Source organism: Paenibacillus sp. 01T47, assembly GCF_056398245.1.
Genome location: NZ_JBFTPA010000022.1, coordinates 1 through 20770 on the forward strand (window position 1 = coordinate 1; position 20770 = coordinate 20770).

General features: G+C 45.4%; 16 protein-coding genes. 4 read left to right on the forward strand and 12 right to left on the reverse strand.

Annotation, left to right across the window (positions count from 1 at the left end; all coding sequences use genetic code 11):
* Nucleotides 1-11: 11 nt before the first annotated feature.
* Nucleotides 12-104, forward strand: a complete 93-nt coding sequence (locus AC1DOV_RS29380; RefSeq protein ID WP_477510785.1) for an IS3 family transposase — start codon at nucleotides 12-14, stop codon at nucleotides 102-104.
* 87 nt (nucleotides 105-191) lie between these two features.
* Here the strand turns inward: AC1DOV_RS29380 and AC1DOV_RS29385 are convergent, their stop codons facing one another.
* Both AC1DOV_RS29385 and AC1DOV_RS29390 read right to left on the reverse strand, forming a co-directional pair.
* Complete coding sequence (locus AC1DOV_RS29385) at nucleotides 192-542, reverse strand: hypothetical protein (RefSeq protein ID WP_441912881.1); 351 nt, start codon at nucleotides 540-542, stop codon at nucleotides 192-194.
* A gap of 182 nt (nucleotides 543-724) precedes the next feature.
* Nucleotides 725-1699: an aldo/keto reductase gene (locus AC1DOV_RS29390; RefSeq protein ID WP_477551733.1), complete on the reverse strand. Its 975-nt coding sequence runs from the start codon at nucleotides 1697-1699 to the stop codon at nucleotides 725-727.
* Nucleotides 1700-1956: 257 nt separating this feature from the next.
* On the opposite strand from AC1DOV_RS29390, the gene AC1DOV_RS29395 reads away from it, so the two are divergent.
* Nucleotides 1957-5292: a DEAD/DEAH box helicase gene (locus AC1DOV_RS29395; RefSeq protein ID WP_477551734.1), complete on the forward strand. Its 3336-nt coding sequence runs from the start codon at nucleotides 1957-1959 to the stop codon at nucleotides 5290-5292.
* Nucleotides 5293-5435: 143 nt separating this feature from the next.
* Here the strand turns inward: AC1DOV_RS29395 and AC1DOV_RS29400 are convergent, their stop codons facing one another.
* The 9 genes from AC1DOV_RS29400 to AC1DOV_RS29440 form a co-directional block, all read right to left on the reverse strand.
* A complete protein-coding gene (locus tag AC1DOV_RS29400; protein WP_477551735.1) occupies nucleotides 5436-6695 on the reverse strand; it encodes an extracellular solute-binding protein in 1260 nt (419 codons plus the stop codon).
* A gap of 18 nt (nucleotides 6696-6713) precedes the next feature.
* Nucleotides 6714-8261 (reverse strand): response regulator transcription factor, encoded by a 1548-nt coding sequence (locus tag AC1DOV_RS29405; RefSeq protein WP_477551736.1) that lies wholly within the window; start codon nucleotides 8259-8261, stop codon nucleotides 6714-6716.
* A gap of 55 nt (nucleotides 8262-8316) precedes the next feature.
* Nucleotides 8317-10080 carry a cache domain-containing sensor histidine kinase gene (locus tag AC1DOV_RS29410; protein ID WP_477551737.1) on the reverse strand — a complete coding sequence of 588 codons (1764 nt, stop codon included), beginning with the start codon at nucleotides 10078-10080 and terminating at the stop codon, nucleotides 8317-8319.
* Nucleotides 10081-10297: 217 nt separating this feature from the next.
* Nucleotides 10298-12091 (reverse strand): glycoside hydrolase family 66 protein, encoded by a 1794-nt coding sequence (locus tag AC1DOV_RS29415; RefSeq protein ID WP_477551738.1) that lies wholly within the window; start codon nucleotides 12089-12091, stop codon nucleotides 10298-10300.
* A 22-nt stretch (nucleotides 12092-12113) separates the two neighbouring features.
* The gene (locus tag AC1DOV_RS29420) at nucleotides 12114-12947 is read right to left on the reverse strand and encodes a carbohydrate ABC transporter permease (RefSeq protein WP_076270382.1); all 834 of its coding nucleotides are present in this window, start codon (nucleotides 12945-12947) and stop codon (nucleotides 12114-12116) included.
* Between the two features lie 12 nt (nucleotides 12948-12959).
* A complete protein-coding gene (locus tag AC1DOV_RS29425; protein ID WP_477551739.1) occupies nucleotides 12960-13919 on the reverse strand; it encodes a carbohydrate ABC transporter permease in 960 nt (319 codons plus the stop codon).
* Between the two features lie 79 nt (nucleotides 13920-13998).
* Nucleotides 13999-15321: an extracellular solute-binding protein gene (locus AC1DOV_RS29430; RefSeq protein WP_441884376.1), complete on the reverse strand. Its 1323-nt coding sequence runs from the start codon at nucleotides 15319-15321 to the stop codon at nucleotides 13999-14001.
* 183 nt (nucleotides 15322-15504) lie between these two features.
* A complete protein-coding gene (locus AC1DOV_RS29435; protein ID WP_477551740.1) occupies nucleotides 15505-16236 on the reverse strand; it encodes a ThuA domain-containing protein in 732 nt (243 codons plus the stop codon).
* Nucleotides 16229-17290, reverse strand: coding sequence for a Gfo/Idh/MocA family protein (locus AC1DOV_RS29440; protein ID WP_477551741.1), 1062 nt, complete (start codon nucleotides 17288-17290; stop codon nucleotides 16229-16231). The genes AC1DOV_RS29435 and AC1DOV_RS29440 overlap by 8 nt, the downstream gene beginning before the upstream one ends.
* A gap of 141 nt (nucleotides 17291-17431) precedes the next feature.
* Here AC1DOV_RS29440 and AC1DOV_RS29445 point away from each other — a divergent pair, with 141 nt between their 5' ends.
* Nucleotides 17432-18337, forward strand: coding sequence for an AraC family transcriptional regulator (locus AC1DOV_RS29445; RefSeq protein ID WP_441884460.1), 906 nt, complete (start codon nucleotides 17432-17434; stop codon nucleotides 18335-18337).
* A gap of 308 nt (nucleotides 18338-18645) precedes the next feature.
* The gene (locus AC1DOV_RS29450) at nucleotides 18646-19977 is read left to right on the forward strand and encodes an ArsB/NhaD family transporter (RefSeq protein WP_076270376.1); all 1332 of its coding nucleotides are present in this window, start codon (nucleotides 18646-18648) and stop codon (nucleotides 19975-19977) included.
* Between the two features lie 82 nt (nucleotides 19978-20059).
* On the opposite strand, the gene AC1DOV_RS29455 is transcribed toward AC1DOV_RS29450, so the two are convergent.
* Nucleotides 20060-20617, reverse strand: a complete 558-nt coding sequence (locus tag AC1DOV_RS29455) for an NUDIX domain-containing protein (protein ID WP_441884386.1) — start codon at nucleotides 20615-20617, stop codon at nucleotides 20060-20062.
* Nucleotides 20618-20770: the final 153 nt, after the last annotated feature.

A 20770-nucleotide genomic window follows, 5' to 3' on the forward strand; every position in this document is an offset into this window, starting at 1 on the left:
TTGAACGGGACATTGAAGCCTACATTCACTTTTACAATTACGAACGATTACAGGCGAAACTAAACGGCCTCAGTCCAATGGAGTTTAGGACTAAGGCCGTTTAACAGGTTTTATTATTTGTAATGTCTACTTGACGGGGTGCAGTTCACTTTAGTGACAGCCTCTTATCTGTTTACTGGCTTACCGTTTTTTTATCGCTCATATCCGGGATAGTCGTAATCAGAGTCTTGCAGCTTGTTTAAAATATTCATTTGGCGAATATGATCTCTAGTTTCTGCCGTGCCTAACACATATACGGTTTCGTAAACCTTGATGATATCCTCATTAAACTTGTCGGTTGCTTTGTCATTATCAGCTGATTTATAAGGGATTGGTGCGCGAAATTGTGTTTTCTCATCGTCCCGCTGAATTTGGTCGAGTAGCTGCTGAAGCTCACTGATCTCCGCCTGCGTTGCGGTTACCGTTAACTGATCATTGATGGAAGGTTCAGGCTCGACCCGCTTTCCAGAAATCGATACATAATAGGTTTGCTTCTCCGTCATGCCTCTCACTCTCCTCCTATTTGATAATAACTTATAAAACAAATCGGATAGAGATGAAACAAGTCTGCATCTACAATTTGCCCACGAATGCAACAATAACAAGGCTTCTATACAAAAAAGCACCCACAAGCCATGCACCTTCTTCAAAGTGTTTTGCGTGTGGGTACCCGTTGTGTCTATCTCTACGGCAAGCGATACCATGCAAAAGGTTCACCCATACGGAATGGGCGGCTAATCTTCTGCAATTCCTCTTCTGTATCTGCGGTCAGCTGCAAGGATACACTCTTCAAGTTTTCTTTGAGCTGCTCCACCTTTGTCGCTCCCACAATGACTGTAGATACGACAGGCTGATGCATGAGCCACGCGAGTGATAATACGCTTGGCGTACAGTCCAATTGTTCCGCAAGCTTCGCTACATTTTCACCTAATGCAATGGTTTTAGTATCGATAAATCGCTGGAAACTCGGGTCGGTCTGAGCGCGAGAGCCCTCTGGCGCTTGCTGTGCTGCGCTGTATTTTCCTGACAAAATGCCGCCAGCCAGCGGAAAATACGGAATGATGCCCACGCCTTGGTCTAGACACATCGGAACCAGCTCGTTTTCCGGCGTTCGATCCGCTAAGGAGTAGCTTACTTGTGTCGATACGAAGCGGTTAATCCCAAGCCGATCACTGATTCCGAGCGCCTTCATCAGCTCCCACGCAAAGTAATTGGAAGCTCCGATGTAGCGCACCTTGCCAGAGCGTACCATATCCTCTAGTGCTCGAAGTGTTTCCTCAAGCGGTGTTTCAGGATCAAACGTATGAATTTGATATAGATCGATATAGTCGGTTTTTAGACGTTTTAAGCTCTGTTCCAGTTCCGTCTGCAAATGAAATCTGGACGAGCCGCGCTCATTTACGCCTGCTCCCCGAACTAGCCCTGCTTTTGTAGCTAAAACAACATGTTGACGCTGTCCCTCAAGCACCTGCCCAATGATTTTTTCGGATTCGGTGGCTGCATAGATGTTAGCTGTATCGATAAAGTTGATTCCATTGTCTATCGCGCTATGAATGATTTGTTTTGAAGCCTCATAATCTGCGCGTTTGCCAAAAGCGTTGGTACCTAAACCGAGCGCGGATACTTTGAGGCCGCTATTTCCAAGTCGTCGGTAATGCATGGTTGTCCAGCTCCTTTCCCCATAATCAAGCTTAGCTTCTCTTCCTACATTATACCGTTGATTGCATTCAATTTCAGTAAGAGCTGCCTAGACCACATCAAAAGTAGAGCTAGCATAAACCTTGTTTCATGCTAGGCTTTTATTTCAGAAGCCCAATGCCCACATTTTGAATTGTGACCTGCTGTACATATTCTGCTATGATAAGAATTAACTTACACATCGGAACAAGCGTTCCGCTAGCGGAAAGGAACCATACCATGAGCGTACAGTTGTCCGAGCGAGTTATTAAGCTGCTATGCGGCGATACCTTCTACGAACGCGGCGAAGCCTACTATAAAGATGGAAAAGTTACGCTTGCGGACCAAGGTCCTGAGGCAAGCAGCTTTAAAGCTATCGTAATGGGCAACCATCGCTATGAGGTTACGATCGATATTGACCTGGATGGAGACGTCGAAGCGGAGTGCTCCTGTCTCGCTTTCAGCACCTACGATAAGTATTGCCAGCATGTAGCTGCGGCGCTGCTGCAAATTCATCATTTTCAAAATGAGTTTGATAAGCCTGCCCGTATCTACCCCTCACTCCTTCATCCAGAGGATAGGCCTTACTACGATGATGACGAAGCAGATACAACCCATCTCCGTAATCGATATGCCGCGCAAGCGGGGTTAGAAGCAGCCGATACTCGGCTGGCTAACGGCATGTTAGGCTTGTTCAGCCACCGTCCGATCCGCACAAGCGGAAGCCGGTCGCTTTTGGACATGCGCACCACTCTTGAAGTAGAGATTTCTGTTAAGCTTTTCCCCTACGGCTTCCGAAAGCATATGTTCGGCATTGAGCTTAAGGTTGGCCCAAAACGGTTATATATCGTACAGCAAATACGAGAATTTCTGGAAAAGGTCGATCGGCGGGAGCCTTACGTTTTCTCGAAACATTTCACCTATGATCCAGCCGTTCACAGCTTTCAGCAGGAGAATGATGCGGTGCTTGCGAGGCTTATTCAAATCTACCGAAATGAAAAGATATTCAGGGAATCGCTGTCCCGCTCAATTCTAAGAGAGGCTCCGGCAAGCGGAGACCGTATGCTGCTTGTACCTCCCTCCTCATGGGATAAGACGCTTCCTTTGCTAACTGCTGCACCGACCGTACAGCTGCTCTATAACAATCAAACGTTTCATGGAGTTGAACGGAGTGACGAAGCGCTCCCGCTCCATTTTGCGTTTGATCAAGCTACAAGCGACGGCTATCAAATGGATATTCAGGGACTTGATCAGATCATCATTATGGAAGATTATGAGCTGGTCATCACAAATGGCAAGCTAATTGAGCTGAAACCGGAATCTTGCACACGGCTTATGGAGATGAAGCAGCTGCTCGACACTTCGCGCAAGCCAAAGATTCATATTGCCCCTGCGCAAATGGAGCCGTTTATGGAAAGGGTCATCCCGGGACTAATGAAGCTGGGCAGTGTCGGCATTGCGGAATCAATATCTGACCGCGTGCTGCAAACGCAGCTTAAAGCGAAGCTTTACTTGGACCGGGTAAGAGATCGGTTAGTCGCAGGGCTTGAGTTCCAATATGGCGACATTATTATTAATCCTTTAGAAGGAAGCGAGAAATCACGCGGTACTGATCGCATTCTCATGCGGGACGGAGAACAAGAGCGGCTCATTCTCGAGCTGATGGAGCTGGTTCCCTTCGCCAAAACAGAGGGCGGCTATTTCATGGAGGACGAGGATTCGGAATTCGAATTTCTGCACCATATCATCCCGCGGCTTGAGAAGCTGCTGACCGTGTACGCTACCTCTGCTGTTAAAGTACGAATTGTGACTAAGCATGCAGCGCCAAAAGTAACAGTTAATGTAGATGAGCGTACAGACTGGCTGGAATTCAAGTTCGATATGGACGGCATTCCTGAATCGGAAATTCGGAACCTGCTGAAGTCGCTTGAAGTGCAGCGCAAATACCACCGCTTGCCAAACGGCTCGTTATTGCCGCTTGATGGCGCCGAGTTTCAAGAGATCATCCATTTCTTAAATGAGGTCGGCCTGCGCCAGAGCGATATTCAAGGAACCGAATTTCGGATACCTACAGCCCGCGGCCTTCATCTCATTGGTTCACATGAGAACGGAAATGCGGTAAGACTTGGAAAATTGTTCCGCCGGCTGCTGGAAAACATGCGTAACCCCGACAATTTGGATTTCCCTGTACCGGACAATCTCGCGAACGTGCTGCGGGATTATCAACAGTATGGCTATCAATGGATGAAGACACTTGCCCATTACCATTTCGGCGGCATTCTTGCCGATGATATGGGGCTCGGAAAAACAGTGCAGGCCATCGCATTTGTCGTTTCCGTACTTCCTGAGATTCGGAGGCGAGAGCAGCCAGCATTAATCGTTGCTCCCGCTTCACTCGCCTACAACTGGCTGAATGAGCTGAAGAAATTCGCTCCAGAGGTTCGCGCCGTTATTGCCGATGGCACCAAGTCAGAGCGCAGCGGCGTGCTGACAGGTGATTCTTCGGCGGATGTGATCATAACTTCATATCCCTTGCTGCGCAAAGATATTAAAGATTATATGAAGCAAAGCTTTCACACGCTTATTTTGGACGAGGCGCAATATTTCAAAAACCATACGACTCAAACCGCGCAAGCCGTTAAGGCAATTGATGCCGGGTATCGCTTTGCATTGACTGGCACACCCGTGGAAAATACGCTGGAGGAGCTATGGTCTATTTTCGGAGCCGTTTTCCCAGCGTTATTTCCTAGCAAGCAAGCTTTCAACGAGCTATCGCGAGAAGCTGTCGCCAAGCGGGTTCGTCCGTTCTTGCTGCGCAGGCTGAAAAGTGATGTACTGAAGGAGCTGCCTGACAAAATCGAGTCGATTCAAGCATCGGAGCTGCTGCCTGAACAGAAACAGCTGTATGTTGGCTTCCTAGCTAAGCTGCAGCAGGAGACAGTGAAGCATTTGAACGATGAAAGTTTCCAGCAAAATCGAATTCGAATTTTGGCTGGAATAACAAGGCTTCGCCAGCTCTGCTGCCATCCTGCCTTATTCGTAGAAGATTACCGAGGAAGCTCCGCCAAATTTGAGCAGCTCCTCGAAATTATCGAGGAATGCCAGAGTGCTGGCAAGCGGCTGCTCATCTTCTCACAATTTACAGAGATGCTCGGCCTAATCGCACGGGAGCTGGGTTACCGAGGCATTACTCATTTTTATTTGGACGGGCAAACAAAAGCCTCCGAGCGCGTCGAGCTTTGTAATCGATTCAACGACGGTGAGCGCGACCTCTTCCTGCTCTCGTTAAAAGCCGGGGGCACTGGACTAAACCTAACGGGTGCCGACACTGTTATTCTCTACGACCTTTGGTGGAACCCCGCCGTCGAGCAGCAAGCAGCCGATCGTGCACATCGCATTGGACAGAAAAACGTCGTACAGGTCATCCGGCTTGTAACGCAAGGCACGGTCGAGGACAAAATGTATGAGCTTCAGCAAAAGAAAATGAACCTGATTGACGAGGTTATCCAGCCTGGTCAGGAGGCTCTATCCTCTCTATCGGAAAAGGATATTCGTGAAATTCTGATGATTGAGTGATGTGAATTCAATTCATATTAAAGATGCATGGCTCAGCTCCGTTAAGGAGCAGACTGCCGCTTCGAAATAAAAAAAGTAGGAATCACAAATAGATTCCTACTTTTTTTGCATACAACATGTCTCGTCTAGAGGATCAATCTATTTTACTGCTTTAACAAACGATCAATCTCAGCGGCTGCTTCCGTTAATCCCTGTTTAACCGAAAGTTCCTCTTGAAAAATTTTGGTCATATATTTTATATAAATAGCGTCAATTCGACTATACCTTTTCACTGGCGGACGAAGAAATGTATGATCAAGCGCCTCCGTGTACGGATGAATAAAGGATTCACCCTGCGCCTTTATCTCTTTGGCCTCCAAGTTTGTCGGAATTATGCCTGTTTGCGACATTGCAATTTGCGATTGCGTATTGACCATCCATTTCATAAATGTCCAGGCCTGCAATGGATTTTTCGAGCCCTTCATAATAACTAAATCTTCTCCTCCCAATATGGAGGCAGGACCAAAAACCGGCGGAAACGGAACTGCTATTGTTGTGTTAATCGCCCTCTCCAGCTCTTCGCCTTGAAAAACGCTGTAAAACCAAGGTCCATCATCTGTGACCAATATTTTCCCTGACTTTACCCCCTCCCAATTATCTCCGCCGCCGTTAATAACCGTACGATCAATCAACTGCTCCTTATATAGCAATAAAAGCTGCTCAACCGCCTTGATTGTCGCTTCTCCATTCAAATAGCCAGATGCCTTCGAATATGAATCATCTGTCATACGTCCGCCCAGCGCATAAATATAAGGCAAGCTCTTCCACGACTCAAGCCCCCCTATACCAATCATGAATCGATGTTTTTTAGCAAGATCAATCACTTCCTGGAAAGTTCCAGGCGGCTTCGATAATCCAGCCTGTTCCAGCAATGCCCGATTAAATATAGCAATTTTCGTGTTCATATTAACGGGGAGAGAATAATAGGAACCCTTATAATAACCTGCTGAGCCTGTATTGCTCTGCAGCGATTGCGTTATTTTGCCAAAATCATCGTATTCGCTCAGGGGGAGCAGCAATCCGCTTTGGGAAAACTCAGGCACCCATACAATATCCATACGCACTACATCAGGCGCTCTATTGGAAGATGCCTTGGAGATGAGCGTATATTTCATTTCCATATTGTTGCTTTGCCGAACAGGAACGACGTGAATAGCGGGGTACGCCTCCTCAAACGCAGGAATAAGTATATCCTCCAAAATTCGAGTCTCTTGATCACTGTACGTATGCCAGAACTCGATTTCCGTATTCTCAGTATTTGTTAACTTCTCGACCTTGCTGTCATTTGTAAGAATAGACTGCTGGCTGCAGCCTGAGCTGATTGCAAGTAAACACACTATTATTATCAGCCTATTTATAAGCATGGCAATCTCCTCCATCAACTATTGTTGATGCTTATCTCGATACTCTACAGGTGTCATCTGAGTCATCTTTTTAAACAGCTTGCTAAAATATTTCACATCGTTAAAACCGGATTTTTCAGCTACCTCATAAATCTTGTACTCGTTTTTAACCAGCATCCGTTTTGCTTCGTGCAGCCTCAAATCGATTAAATAATCGATGAAATTTTGACCTGCCTGTTTTTTGAACAAATTCGAAAAATAGCTTTTGCTTACATGTATGTTATCCGCTACTTGTTGCAGTGTTAAGTCTTCTCGGTAATGGAGCTTAATGTAGGCGATGGCTTTAGTGATTAACTGTCCGCTATGGCCTTTATCAACCAACCTCAGCTGATTGGGATGTTCCATTTCCTCAAACAATTGACGGATAGTCGATTCGAGCTGAACAACCGTCTCACAGCGCCAAATATGTTCTCGGAAATCTGATAGCGTTTTTGAGCCTCCGTTCACAAAAGCATAGGCAGAGAGCAGTTCATATGCTTCTTTTCTTACGTGCTCCGGTGTTTGAGCACCCTTCGTCCAGCTTGAAACGAAGCGATCGATGACTGTTTTTGTATGGTCCTCGGTGCGAAATTGCTCAACCATAACCTGCATGTTCATTCCCTCATAATTAGACCCCGCTTCGCTCTCATCCGGTATTTGTTCATAGGCAAAGAGTTTGCCCGTACCTTCAAAAAATCTTCGTTCCCCTGCAGCTCGGCTTTTTCTGAGTCCTGTTTCCACCCGCTCTGTTTCCTGCTCCACACTGTAACCAATAGAAATTGAGGTCGATAGTTCAGCAGCAACCCGGTTCTTGAAGCGCTCAAGCTCACCTTCTGCATTCTCCACAAGAGGTAAGATCATAAAGAGACCTTCTCCCGTCAAAATCGGCGCACTGCCATACTGGAATTGCTCATAAAATAAAGCCTGCATATCCTCATACATGATGCTAATATGCAAATCCCCGTATCGTTCCCGCCACTCGTTTAGACCATCCGATACAACAAAAGCACAAACGTAGCGATCATTTGGCTGATCAAAAAGATCAACTAATTTAGATTCAGACTCGTTGGTTGCGAGCAAGCGTATGATTTCCTGCTCAGAACGTCTTCTCGCAAGGAAAACCAATTGCTCATCAAACTGTTGATTTTGCACGACTTGTCTGCGGTTTTGCTGCAGCATTTCTTTACATCGCACGAGTACAGCAATGAGTTCCCCCGCTTCCAGTGACGGCTTAAGCAAGTAATCGACAGCACCCTGCTTCATCCCCTCACGCACATATTCGAATTCATTGTAGCTGCTAATTAGGATAACCTTGGTTAGCGGATTAACCTCCAGCGCCTTTCGCGTTAGCTCCAGTCCATCCATAACTGGCATCTTAATATCCGTTATCAAAATATCAATAGGCTGAGATCGAAGCCGTTCAAATGCTTCAAGGCCATTTGCACAATCTCCTACTAAGGTCAGCCCTTGCTCATCCCAACTTATGAAGTTTTTAAGCCCGTTTCGAATAATCGGCTCGTCGTCCACAATCAAAACATAATCGTTCACGTCATTTCCTCCTCGAAGTTGTAGGCAGCAATATCTGAACTCGGAAGCTTTAGGTTTATAAACGGATGACGATATGAATATGAGTACCGAGTCCAATATCACTCGTAACAGATATGCCCGAGCCTGCGCCATAATAAAGCCTTAAGGAATCATAAACATGCTTCATTCCTATGCCTGCTTTCGTCATACCTTCCTTTGCATTCAATTGTTTCAACTTCTCTTCTGATATTCCTGAGCCATCATCATGGATCACAATCCGCAGCTCTCCCTGCTGCTCTGTCACCTTAATCGTAATATCTCCTCCGCGATTAAGCGGCACGAAGCCGTGGAAGATCGCATTCTCAACGAGCGGCTGAAGCAGCATCCTTGGAATTTTCACTTGATCCGCCCCAGGCTGTACCTCTATAGCCAAAGCATATTTTTGCTCATACCGCATTTCTAAAATAACGATATATTTCTGAATGATCTCCAGCTCTTCCGCAAGTGTAATCATTTGCCCGTTCTTGCCCATATTCGCTTGAAGCAGTCTAGTTAGAGCCGCTAGCCCTTGATCGGCTCGCTCCATCTCTCCTGCTCGAATCAGCCATCTGAGCGTACTAAGCGTATTGTAGAGAAAATGCGGATGAATCCGGTAAGTGACCGCACGCACCTCGGCCTCAAGCTTCTCGTTTTGCTCCTGCTCCACTCGTAGCATCAGCTGTTCAATTTCATCCAGCATTTTATTAAAATGCCTACTCATGAGCCCAATCTCGTCTGTAGACGTTAACGCTGTTCGAACAGATAGATCTCCCTGCTGAACTCTCCTCATCTCTAGCGTTAATTGCTTGATTGGATTCGTAACCTTCTTCGCGATGAGAAGACCAACGAGCACCGCAAGCAAAGCGAAGCATGCTGAGGTTATTAAAATACGTGTATGCAGCTTATCCAGCGCCCCCGTTATTTCAAGCGTAGGAACTGTGCCAACCAGCAGCCAACCATTGCTTAGTAGCTGCTTTACGCCATAATAATGGACGCCCTTATTAGCGTACTCGAATTCAACTGCATCATTATGTACGATCAACTCATGCAGTTTGGCATCCTCCACCATCTGACCAATTCGTGAAAGATCCGCATCGATCATAATTTCACCTTTGGGGTTAACGACCATATAACGTCCGGTTTCCCCCAGCTTCACTTGCTTAATCGTATTAATAATGGCCTCGCCATTTAAATTAACGACCAGCAGACCGATTTGCTGAAGCGATTCAAAGTCTTTTAACGCACGGCTGATCGGGAGTACAAGATCAGTATTTTCCCCACCGCCGCTAAAAGGATCCTTTCGCATCGGCTGCCATACGAACCCGCCATCCTGCTTTTTCGACTCCGCTACCCACTCTTGATGATTCAAGTCAACCTTTCGCAGTTTGGGTGTAGAAAATGTGCCGCTCCCCCAGCCGATGCCCCCACTTTTAATGATATAAACAATTCTTACGAATGAGCTTGAATACACGACGTTATTAAGCAGCGTATTTAATGATTGCGTCATCTCGATCTGCTCGCTAAGCGGACTCGAGGTATATTGCATCGCTGATTTTTGCACCTTCAAATCACTGTATATTAAATCGGATGTATCGCTTCCCGCGTTGAAAATAGAAGACAAGGCATCTGCGGTTTGCTTGGTAACCTGAACGGTAGATGCTCTAACATTTCGTTTTACAAGCGCGGAAGATTCCAAATAGAAAGAGAAACCCGATAAAGTGGTCGGAATCAAAATAATGAGTAAAAATGCTAAAATCATTTTTGAAGCAAATCGGTTCGTTATTTTCTCGAAGCGCGCCATAAGCTGCCCACCTTGTTAAAGAAGATACTCCTAGTTTACCTAAATCAACACGATTAAAATAGAAGGTTTTATAGAAGAGGAGCGCAGCCATGCTGGCTTCGCTCCATTCATTCTCATGCATTACGTTCATATCAGCAAGCGCTTTCATTTTAGTGTACAAAACCAAGCGCACGAAAACTATCTTTCGTATCGCTTGGTTCTGCCTGCTATCGCAACCTTACTTGTAATTAATGGTTAGTAGATCCCAGTATTTCAGGACTGGAAGCTTAAGTGTAACCTTGCCTTCTTGCTGCTTGAAGCTCAGCTTAATAGGTGATCCTTGATAATAGTCTGGTGAGGCGAATAGGATACTTGCAACTTCACGCTCTGTCTCAATGGAAATGTCTATTTCTTTACGCTCAATAGGCACAGCTTGCTCGCCCTTGCTGTCATTCCACTCCATGGTTTTAGCATCAGTGAAGTTAATGAAGTGAACGATGTCGCTTCCGCTTTTCTGCTTCGCGAAGGACCATATTTTCCCTTGCTCTGGAGCAGCGGAAACACTTGTGTCCCCTGTACTTGATACGATTAGTTCAGATTCCTCTACTCCATCTCGCAAAATGTTCTGATAAGCGACAAGGAAATCGTAATAGCGAATAAGCTGCTCTTCCAGTTCAGCTGGAATGGAGAGATTTCGATTAGGGAAATACTCTTTGGCCAGCATATTTTCCCCAAGCTCCAGATGGGATCCGCCGGATGCGAAGATGACTGCATCTGTAAGCAGAACGCCTGGCGTATTAAATTCCCCGCTCGCGTTTGCCAAATCATAGTTCATATAAGCGGCAAGCACCGTGTTTAGCTTATTTTTGCTAAACTGGTTGTTTTGATCGATAATCCCCTTCAGGTTGCCATACTTCGGATGCCCGTCCCATACTTCGGTATATAGGAATGAGAGAGGAGCCTGAGGAGCCATAAAGGCTTGCCCATACTGTCCGACAGCGTTCATCACATAGTCGACATCCAGCTTCTCCTTAGCTGCTTTCAGAAATGATACATAGCCCGGCGCCAGCTTTACACTTTCTCCTTTGGCATTCCAAAGCGCTCCGCGATCGCCTAATTGATCAACATGCCAGCCGTCGAATTTCAATTGGTTAAATACTTCAATTTCTTTATCAATCAGATAGTTTTGCCACTCCACGTTGTTTGGGTCATAGAGCATAATGTCGCTGGCCCAGCTGTCTGGCAATGGATGCTTATCCTGATTCGCTTGCGAAGGATCTTTGTACAGCGCCCACGCTTTTTTGACACCGTCCTCCTCTGCCCCCTCATATGCCCCGAACAATAAATTGTAGTTCATCGCCTTCATGTTTTTGCTGTGCGCAAGGTCAATATAGCCTTTAATTGTATCCAAGGCGACAGGCCTGTTTGCAATATCCGGCCATTCCGACGCTGGTTGATTGCCTTCCAGCTTCAGAGGCTGATGATGTTTATACTGCCAATCATAAAACTGAACGCCGTTAATATGGAACCGATTCAGACGTTCGATTACTGTTGCCATCTCTTCCCCATTCATGCTGTGGAAGTCCGCCAAATAACCGTAACGAGGAAATTTGCTCCAGTCTGTGGACACGTCAACTGCGATGTTCTGATGATCCTTCACTTCTTCCTTCGTTGCAAAGAAAACCTCAGCCATATAACCTCGGCCATCCTCCTTTGGAGGCGTCCAATCCCATTCCAATGAATTGCCGTCCACCTTGACTTCTTGCTCAGCGATCTTCTCCCCTAGATGGCGATACTGGACAATCACCTTCGCTTTTGACTCCGTTTTAGCCAAATCCAACGTAAAATGAACGTTGTCGCCGGGACGATAAGCCGATTTGTCGGTCGACAAGCGACTTATTATACCTTGGCTATTCACAAGCTCCGCCTTTATTTCCTTCTGCTCGCTGCAGCCGGAAGCAAGGATCATAAAAGAGGTAATGACAACAATGACTGATGAACTTATTCTATTTCGATTTCTTTTACGTTTCATTTGATAGCTCCTGTTTTTAGATTTAACCCTTCACTCCGCCTTCGTTAAATCCACCCTGTACGAATCTTTTTTGGAAAATAATATAAAGGATTATCGTCGGAATGAGCGCTATAATGGAAGCAGCAAATACCCATGAATAGTTTGTCGCATATTTATCGTTGAACATCAGCAGTGCAATTGGCAGCGTCCGAAGCGCCTCATCCTTAATAATGACTAGAGCCGTGAAATACTCCTCCCATGTGCCTTGAAAGGAAAGAACTGCAAGCGTCGCAATCGCCGGCATCGACTGAGGCAGGTAAATATTCCAGAAAATGCGCCAGCTGCCACCGCCATCGATCAACACGGACTCCTCGTACTCCTTCGGAATGCTTTGAAAGAATCCGCGCAAGAAGAACGTGCTGCCAACAACACCGCCGCCGATATAAATTAACCATAGCCCCCAGTAGGTGTTAACCAAACCAAATGATTTGATAATTAGAAACTGTGGAATAATGTTGATCACTCCGGGAATCATCATGGTCAGAAGAAACATTCGGAATAGAAACTCTTTGCCCGGAAACGTAAATCTCGCAAACCCGTAGGCGGTTAAACAGCCGAGAAACAAACTTCCTGTCATAGACACGATGGTAACGAGCGAGCTGTTCAGGAAATACCTTGCAAAATTATTTTTGCTCCATACTAGCTGGTAGTTATATAGGTTTGGGATGACGGAGAATACTTCCTTAGGCCGCGGCAGCGAGTATGCCCCTTTAATGAAGCTCGTCATAATCATATATACGAAGGGAAATAGAAAAGCCAACGCACCAAGCACGATAATGCTGTAAACTAGTAGCTGAATATGCCATTTAGTTTTCATTTCTTCTCCCTCCTACAAAAAACGCTGATTGCCGAATTTTTTCATCTGAGAATAGGTGAGTAAAAACACTGCAATCCCCATCATGACGGCTACCGCAGATGCATAACCAAAGTTAAAGTTCTTAAATGCTTGCATGTACATAAGGCTTGGCAGCGTCTGTGTCTGATCCATCGGACCACCGCGCGTAATAAAGTACACTTGTGGAAAGAAGTTGAATGCTCCGTTAATTAGGTTAATAAGAACGAATGCGGTGACAGGACCTAACATCGGAACCGTAATGCTCCAGAACTGCTTCGTTCCGTTAGCGCCATCAATTTTCGCCGCTTCATAATATTCCTTCGAAATGCCCTGCAAGGCCGCCAAATAAATGACTACGCCCCAACCAACCGTTTTCCAAATATGAAACAACCAGATGACAATCATAGCCGTCCAATAATTTGATAAAAAATTAATCGGTTCATGGAATATGCCAAGCTGCTTATAAAAGATATAGTTGATCAAGCCATATTCACCGCCAGCGAACAAGAAGCGGAACAAGAAGGCGACCACGATCCAAGACGTGATGATGGGCAAATAATAAATCGTACGGAACACAATCTTATGCCTAACGAAGTGGATATTAATTAAGACCGCAAACACGATGGCAAGAAACCAGTTAATGGGTACCGTTACCGCGACGTTCAGAAACGTATTTCGGATTGCCATTAACACTTTATTGTTCGGATCCGTAAATGCGGATACGTAGTTTGCAAAGCCAATGAATGGATTTTCTGCATTAGGCATAATGCTGTATTCCTGGAAGCTTATAATTATGTTTTTAATCATCGGATAAATAACGAATACGGCCGTTCCTAAAACACCAAGAAAGATATAAGGCATAACCTTTATCCACTGCTGAATGCCCTTTTTCAACTTTACGCCTGCCGGAATTCGCTGCTCTTGCTTCGGCTGCCCCGTCACTGGTATAGACATATTGATGCTCCTTCCCTATCCTTCATCTCACTAGAGCCTTCATCTACCTTTGCAGTAGATGAAGGCTCTAGCATTTCACTTATTTCTTCAAAATAGCTTCAATGTTTTTCGCTGCCTCATCGAGCGCTTCTTTTGGTTTAAGCTCTCCACGGACCGCTTTCTCAAAAGCAAGATTAACGATTCCTTCCATTTCGCCGTATTGTGGAATCGGTGTGCGCGGCAGTGCAGTTTCAAGCTGCTTCACGTATTCTGTAACGAATGGCTGCTCAAGAAATGCCGGATCGTTTGCTGCCGTTTTGTTTGTAGGGATAAGACCAAGCTTGCTCATGATCTTTTGCGGCTCGTCGCCAAGCATCCATTTTGCAAATGTCCACGCCTCTTGCGGATGCTTCGAGTTTGCAAAGATAACAAGATCCTCGCCGCCTACAACAGATCGGCTGCCGCCTGCACCAGTAGGAATCAAGCCGCGAACCGTTTGCTCCAGCGGTTTGAATTTCGATTCTGCTTCGTTCATCAGAATGCTGTAAAACCAAGGGCCGTCATCAATCATCATATAATCATTGTTTTTCATACCGTCCCATGCGCCTGGCTCGCCGCCAAGAATCGTAGGCGTTACGAGTCCGTCTTTATTCCACTGTACAATCGTTTCGAGCGCTTTTACGCTCTCCGGGCTGTTCAAGTAGCCTTCAACCTTTGTATAGTCCTCGTTCGTCAATGAACCGCCAAGGCTCCAGAAGTAAGGCGATGCTGCCCATACGTTCGCTCCGCCGATGCCAATACCGCCCGGTTTGCCTTTTGCGACCGCAAGCTTGGCTGCTGCAACGAACTCATCCATTGTCGCAGGAGCTTCTTTTATGCCGATTTCATCCAAAACCGATTTGTTGTAGATAGCAATTTTTGTATTCGTGTTTACTGGAACGCCATAGTAGCCGCCGTTATATGCATTCGTTTCCATAGGCGCTTCGAACGTATTTGCTTTTAATGCATCGAAACCCTCGTTCTTGCTTATATCTTGCAGCGCTCCCATCTTGGCAAATTCAGGAACCCAAATAATATCCATTCGCATGAGGTCAGGTGCTGCATCGCCCGCTACTCCGGCAATAACCTGCTCTTTCAAGCCCTCGTATGGCATTCTTGTCAGCTTGAGCTCGATACCTGGGTTTTCTTTCTCAAAGAGCGGCTTAATATTTTCCGTGAGCACCTTCTCTTCTTGATCGCTATAGGTATGCCAGTATTCAATAGTAACTTTTTTGCCACCCGCTGCCGGAGCGTTACCGCTTTCATTTTTCGGAGCATTTCCTCCGCTATTGGCAGGTGCGTTATTTCCGTTTCCACACGCCGTAATCGTAAAAGCCATTACCGCCGCTAGTACCCCGTACGAAATTGTTTTGTACCATTTCATAGGATTGACCCTCCTCTTATTTATGCTTCTCCTTCATTATGCTTAGATCATTCTTCGTTAGAAACCGTTTTCATTGCGGAAAAGGTGTCGTATTTCACTCCGTTTTAAATGCCTCTTTTTTGGAAAAATAAAAAAGGTGTCTTATCTTTCTGTCTAAACAGAAAGATAAGACACCTTCACCATTTAATTTCCAATTGGCTCGAGCGGAGCAACACGTCCTAGCGATATGCTTGCGCCTTGAACAGGAGCCCCCCATCGTACGCCATTCGCAATGACTCTCAGCACATCTGGATGATGGTAGATCGGGAATGTTTCATGTCCAGGCCGGAAATAAAACAACTTGCCTTTTCCTCTTCGGTAGCAGCAGCCGCTTCGAAATACCTCTCCCCCCTCGAACCAGGAAATAAATACGAGCTCATCTGGCGCGGGTATGTCAAAGCGCTCCCCGTACATTTCTTCCTTCGGAATTTCAATATAATCATTTAAGCCGTCCGCAATCGGATGGCCGTGCTCGATAACCCAAACCCGCTCTTTCTCGCCATCGTCGCGCCATTTGAGATCTCCTGTTTTAGTGCCTAACAAACGCTCAAATATTTTGGAGCCATGGCCAGAATGAAGAACGATTAACCCCATGCCCTCCATGACGCGTGCGCGCACCTTCTCGACAATATCATCCCGCACCTCAGCATGAGCGAGATGTCCCCACCAGATGAGCACATCCGTATGATACAGCACATCATCGCTTAGCCCATGTTCAGGCTCATCGAGAACCGCTGTCTTTACTTCAAAGCCATCCACTGTTTTCAAGTAGCCGCCAATTGCGTTATGAATCCCTTCGGGATAGATGCTTGCTACCTGTTCATTTTGTTTCTCATGCCGATATTCATTCCAGACAGTTACCTTTATATTAGCCATTGTTAGAAGCCTCCTGTGTTATCGTAATCCAGCGCTCTTCCTGAGTGGATAGGAGAATAGAATCCAGAGTCAGCTGATTGATATAACCATCCTCAATTGTTGCGTCGAGACCATCTTGCTTGCCGTTCAGCAAATTAAAGAAGGACTGCATTTGATTTGCTGCGAACGAATTTGGAATATCGATTTTACGGAATTGCTTATCCTCTCCAAGCCTGATTTCAAGGCTATCCTCTTCTTCAAGGTTGTAGATGAGCGCTCCTTGCGTACCGTAAATCTCGATCCGTTGGTAATTGCCGCGGCCAAAAGCGAAACGAGATATGTTCATCGTAGAGGAGCCGCCATCTTCGAAACGGGCAAGCACATGGCAAAAATCATCAACATCCACCTCGCCTTTGCCCTCTCCATTTAGGTTGTCCCGCTCTTTTACAATCGTTCCTGCATCAGCGATAACCTTCACGGTTTCTCCGATAAGGAAGCGCTTAAGATCGAGAATATGAGAACCTAAATCACCGAGCGCACCCGATCCTGACAGATCCTTGCGGAATCGCCAGAGCAGTGGAATTTCCTCATTAATACCCCAGCTTTGCAAATACTGGCTGTATACGTGATTGATCTTGCCAAGCGTGCCTTGCTCAAGCAGCTGCTTCGCATATCGAACCGCGGATTTATAACGATACGTGAAACACACCATATGAGGGATGGGATGATTCGCTAATTCCTGTCTAAGAATCGCTGCTTCCCTCGCATCAAGGGCAATTGGCTTCTCAAGCGCAAATGGCTTGCGATGAATAATGGCGTCATACGCGATCTGAAAATGATTGCTGTTTGGTGTGCCTATGGTCACAGCGTCCAGCTCTGATTGCTTTAACATATCCAAATGATTTACATACTGCCGCTCAAGCTGAATACCCAGTTCATTGCCTTTGGCCAAAAGCGCTTCCTCATTACAATCACATATCGACCATATTTCAGCATGTTCACTTGCCAAGATGCCTTCAATATGAAAGTTAGCAATGCCGCCAAGCCCAATAACGCCTATTTTCAGCTTCTTCATATGCTTCATCCCGTCCTTATAGTGGCTTCAATTACAAACCCAGTATAGTTTGTGTTAGAATGAACGGGAATGTCCGATCTAGACTCTTTTTGTACAAAAGCGACTTTTACGGAGTGAAGGAGGTCATAACTATTGCTGTCCATGAACATGGATTTAGTGCCTCGCATAAAAATTATGGGGTTTATTGCTTACAGAAGCCCGTGGATTCATTTCAAACGAAATATAAATGAGTATGTGCTCTATTTCATCAGAAGTGGAGAACTCCATATTAAAGAGGAGAAAAATCATTATGTTCTGCGTAAAGGTGACTTGCTTATTCTTGAGCCCAATTTGAATCATGAAGGAACTGCAAAGCATGTTTGCGATTACTATTACATTCACTTTGAGCATTCAGATATTAAAGCTGTGTATAGGGATGATATGCTGGCTTTAGCCAATTACTTTATTGTTGAGCATGACCAGTCTCCGTTTATTGAGCATAAGCCTACCGTTAATGGAATCCATCCAAATCACTGCTACTTCCCCAAATACCATACGATTTCTGATAAAACCAGATTTAATCTCATCCTGCATGCATTAAATGAAATGCAGAAGCTCTATATGCGCAGGTATTACAATAGAAGCCTAACTGCTTTTCAATTTATGCAATGGCTCGTTGAGCTCTCACGTGAATATTTTATGGATGAGCTGAAGCGCAACGACCGAATTCATTCGAAGTCGGTTGTTAAGGTTAACGCGCTGCTCGATTATATCCATCAAAACTATCAGAGCAAAATAACCGGCAAAGACATTGAGCTTGCATTTGAAGGCAACTATGATTATTTAAACCGTGCCTTTAAGCTCGTTACCGGCCAATCGATCATTCGGTACATCAACGCGGTTCGAGTAAACCAAGCGAAACAATTGATTGAAACGACGCCGCTCAGCATAGGAGAAATCGGTTATCTAGTCGGGATCAACGATCCCTATCATTTCAGCAAAGTATTCAAAAAATATGTCGGCCTCTCTCCTACTCAATATTTTAAGCAAGTATGGAAGAGCGACTAAAAACCCTCCAAACGACCATCGTTAGGAGGGTTTTTTTGGGCTTTAATCCATAGAAGCTATCTATCATTATGGGGCAAATATCTTCAATTGATACTAGCAGATTTTGATAGAGATAGGGATATTGACCAGTACGAACACTCTATCATGTACGTATACTTACACTACATAGATACAAAATAAATAAGAGAAAGGAGGATCTCTAGCTTTGCTAGAATGCTAGTTTTCCAAGTAGCCTAAGGTTCTATCTAGAAAAGGAGTGCTGCACAATAAAGCAAAAAAAGGGTTCAAAACTGAAAAGAGGTTAAAGCATGCATGACTTAATGATCATTATGACCATTTCCGCGTTCCTTCTAACAATCAGCTTCATCTTCTGGCGACCGCAGGTCAATGAAGCGATACCCGCAACAATCGGAGCTGCAGTCGTTCTTCTTAGCGGAAGCGTCTCGCTTTCCGATCTCGGTCAAATAACCGAAACGATAAGCGGGGCTGCGGTCACCATTATTGCTACTATCGTTATGGCCATTGTTTTAGAAAGCTTCGGTTTTTTCTACTGGGCAGCCGAGCTGCTCACCAAAAAAGCACGCGGCTCCGGCATTCGTTTGTTTTGGCTAACAAACTTATTTTGCTTTCTCATGACGCTTTTTGTAAACAACGACGGAAGCATCTTAATTACAACGCCCATATTACTGCTCTTGCTGCAAAATATGGGACTAAAAAAACATCAAAAAATACCTTATCTCTTATCTGGCGCATTAATCGCAACGGCATCTAGTGCCCCTATCGGCGTAAGCAATATCGTCAATTTAATTGCGTTAAAAATTGTTCATATGGATCTCTACATGCATACCGCCATGATGTTCGTACCCGCTTCGCTTGGACTTGTCCTCTTGTCGCTCCTGCTGTTTGCCGTCTTCTATCGCACACTTCCAAAAACACTTCCTCCCGCTTCCAGGTGGAATCTTATGCCCGGCAGCCATCCGTTAAAGGAAACCTTGCCTAAAGAGAACCGCAACCGCTTCATGCGCAATATTCTTATTTTTGTATTCTGTGTTCGTATCAGCCTCTTTGTCGCTTCCTACATCCACTTCCCCGTCGCTGCAATGGCTGTTATCGGATCTGCTCTTCTGCTAGGCTGGCGTTGGTACCACTTAAAAATTTCACCGGCGGACATGCTCAAAAAAACACCTTGGTATATACTCATATTCGCTTTCAGCATGTATGTGATCATTTATGGCCTTAACAACATCGGTTTAACGGATTGGCTTATTCATCTTATGCAGCCTCTCATCTCAGGAAGCCTGCTTCACGCCAGCGTCCTCATGGGCGGACTTTTAAGCGTACTCTCCAATTTATTCAACAACCATCCCGCACTTATGGTCGGTACGATTACACTAATGAATATGGGGCTTGATCCTCTGACGTTGAAAATTGCTTATCTCGCTAGTGTCATCGGCAGTGACATCGGTTCGCTCCTATTGCCAATTGGCACACTGGCAACGCTTATGTGGATGCATATCGTACGTAAAGGCGGAGTTCCAATTAGCTGGGTCCAATATTTGAAGGTAACTTCAATCGTCATTCCGATTACCGTTGTATTCACGTTAATTCTATTATCGTATTGGGTATACTGGGTGTTCTAATTCGCAAAAAAGAGACCTTCTGCAAGGAAGGTCTCTACTATAAATAACAGGATAAACATTTCATCTGGTTAATAGCTGTATTTTATACTCGAAATAATCCATAACCGTTCAAAGGCACGACAGGCGACATATCTATCTTGAGTCCCTGTGATTGTCCATGGAAAGCAACATCAACCAGCCACTGTGTAAAACTGGCAACATCCATTGCTTCCAGCTCCTGCAAGGTGAAGAAACCGGCAGCGTCAACCTCCACAAAATCCGGGGTAGGCTCTCCGCTCACATATTCCATCTCAAATGCGACGTACAGATTATGTATATTTCTCGGCTGATCACGCAGTGCTACAACGTTTTTTACGATTGCTTGCACGCCGCACTCTTCCATAACCTCTCGCTCAATCGTGTCTTGAATGGCTTCCAGCTGCTCAATATAACCGCCCGGATTCGTCCATTTACCTTTTCCAGGCTCTTGTGCTCGGCGAACGAGCAAAATTTTCTCATCCTTTACGACCAGTGCTCCGACACCAATGCTATAATTTCCCCAATGAACGAAGCTGCAGCTTGTACAAGCTCGCCTCATCGTACCGTCAACGTCACGGGTTTCGAGCTCATGACCGCATGACATACAAAATTTCGCTTCCATTTGCTTCACCTCTGCATCAAGCTTTTTTTCTCATTCGATTATACGAATTATTTCAGCTTATGCATAGGTTGTACCCATTAAGTACGAACCTTCATTTGATAAGGAACAGGACGTACAGGTATAATGCCAATATGAGCTACAGCATAGGAGGAC

Bases quoted from the DNA above. Each gene is read 5' to 3' on its own strand.
- AC1DOV_RS29450 (WP_076270376.1), top strand. From the start codon at position 18,646: ATGCATGACTTAATGATCATTATGACCATTTCCGCGTTCCTTCTAACA.
- AC1DOV_RS29400 (WP_477551735.1), bottom strand. From the start codon at position 6,695: ATGCTTATAAATAGGCTGATAATAATAGTGTGTTTACTTGCAATCAGC.
- AC1DOV_RS29410 (WP_477551737.1), bottom strand. From the start codon at position 10,080: ATGGCGCGCTTCGAGAAAATAACGAACCGATTTGCTTCAAAAATGATT.
- AC1DOV_RS29415 (WP_477551738.1), bottom strand. From the start codon at position 12,091: ATGAAACGTAAAAGAAATCGAAATAGAATAAGTTCATCAGTCATTGTT.
- AC1DOV_RS29455 (WP_441884386.1), bottom strand. From the start codon at position 20,617: ATGGAAGCGAAATTTTGTATGTCATGCGGTCATGAGCTCGAAACCCGT.
- AC1DOV_RS29385 (WP_441912881.1), bottom strand. From the start codon at position 542: ATGACGGAGAAGCAAACCTATTATGTATCGATTTCTGGAAAGCGGGTC.
- AC1DOV_RS29420 (WP_076270382.1), bottom strand. From the start codon at position 12,947: ATGAAAACTAAATGGCATATTCAGCTACTAGTTTACAGCATTATCGTG.
- AC1DOV_RS29390 (WP_477551733.1), bottom strand. From the start codon at position 1,699: ATGCATTACCGACGACTTGGAAATAGCGGCCTCAAAGTATCCGCGCTC.
- AC1DOV_RS29395 (WP_477551734.1), top strand. From the start codon at position 1,957: ATGAGCGTACAGTTGTCCGAGCGAGTTATTAAGCTGCTATGCGGCGAT.
- AC1DOV_RS29430 (WP_441884376.1), bottom strand. From the start codon at position 15,321: ATGAAATGGTACAAAACAATTTCGTACGGGGTACTAGCGGCGGTAATG.
- AC1DOV_RS29425 (WP_477551739.1), bottom strand. From the start codon at position 13,919: ATGTCTATACCAGTGACGGGGCAGCCGAAGCAAGAGCAGCGAATTCCG.
- AC1DOV_RS29440 (WP_477551741.1), bottom strand. From the start codon at position 17,290: ATGAAGAAGCTGAAAATAGGCGTTATTGGGCTTGGCGGCATTGCTAAC.
- AC1DOV_RS29445 (WP_441884460.1), top strand. From the start codon at position 17,432: ATGAACATGGATTTAGTGCCTCGCATAAAAATTATGGGGTTTATTGCT.
- AC1DOV_RS29435 (WP_477551740.1), bottom strand. From the start codon at position 16,236: ATGGCTAATATAAAGGTAACTGTCTGGAATGAATATCGGCATGAGAAA.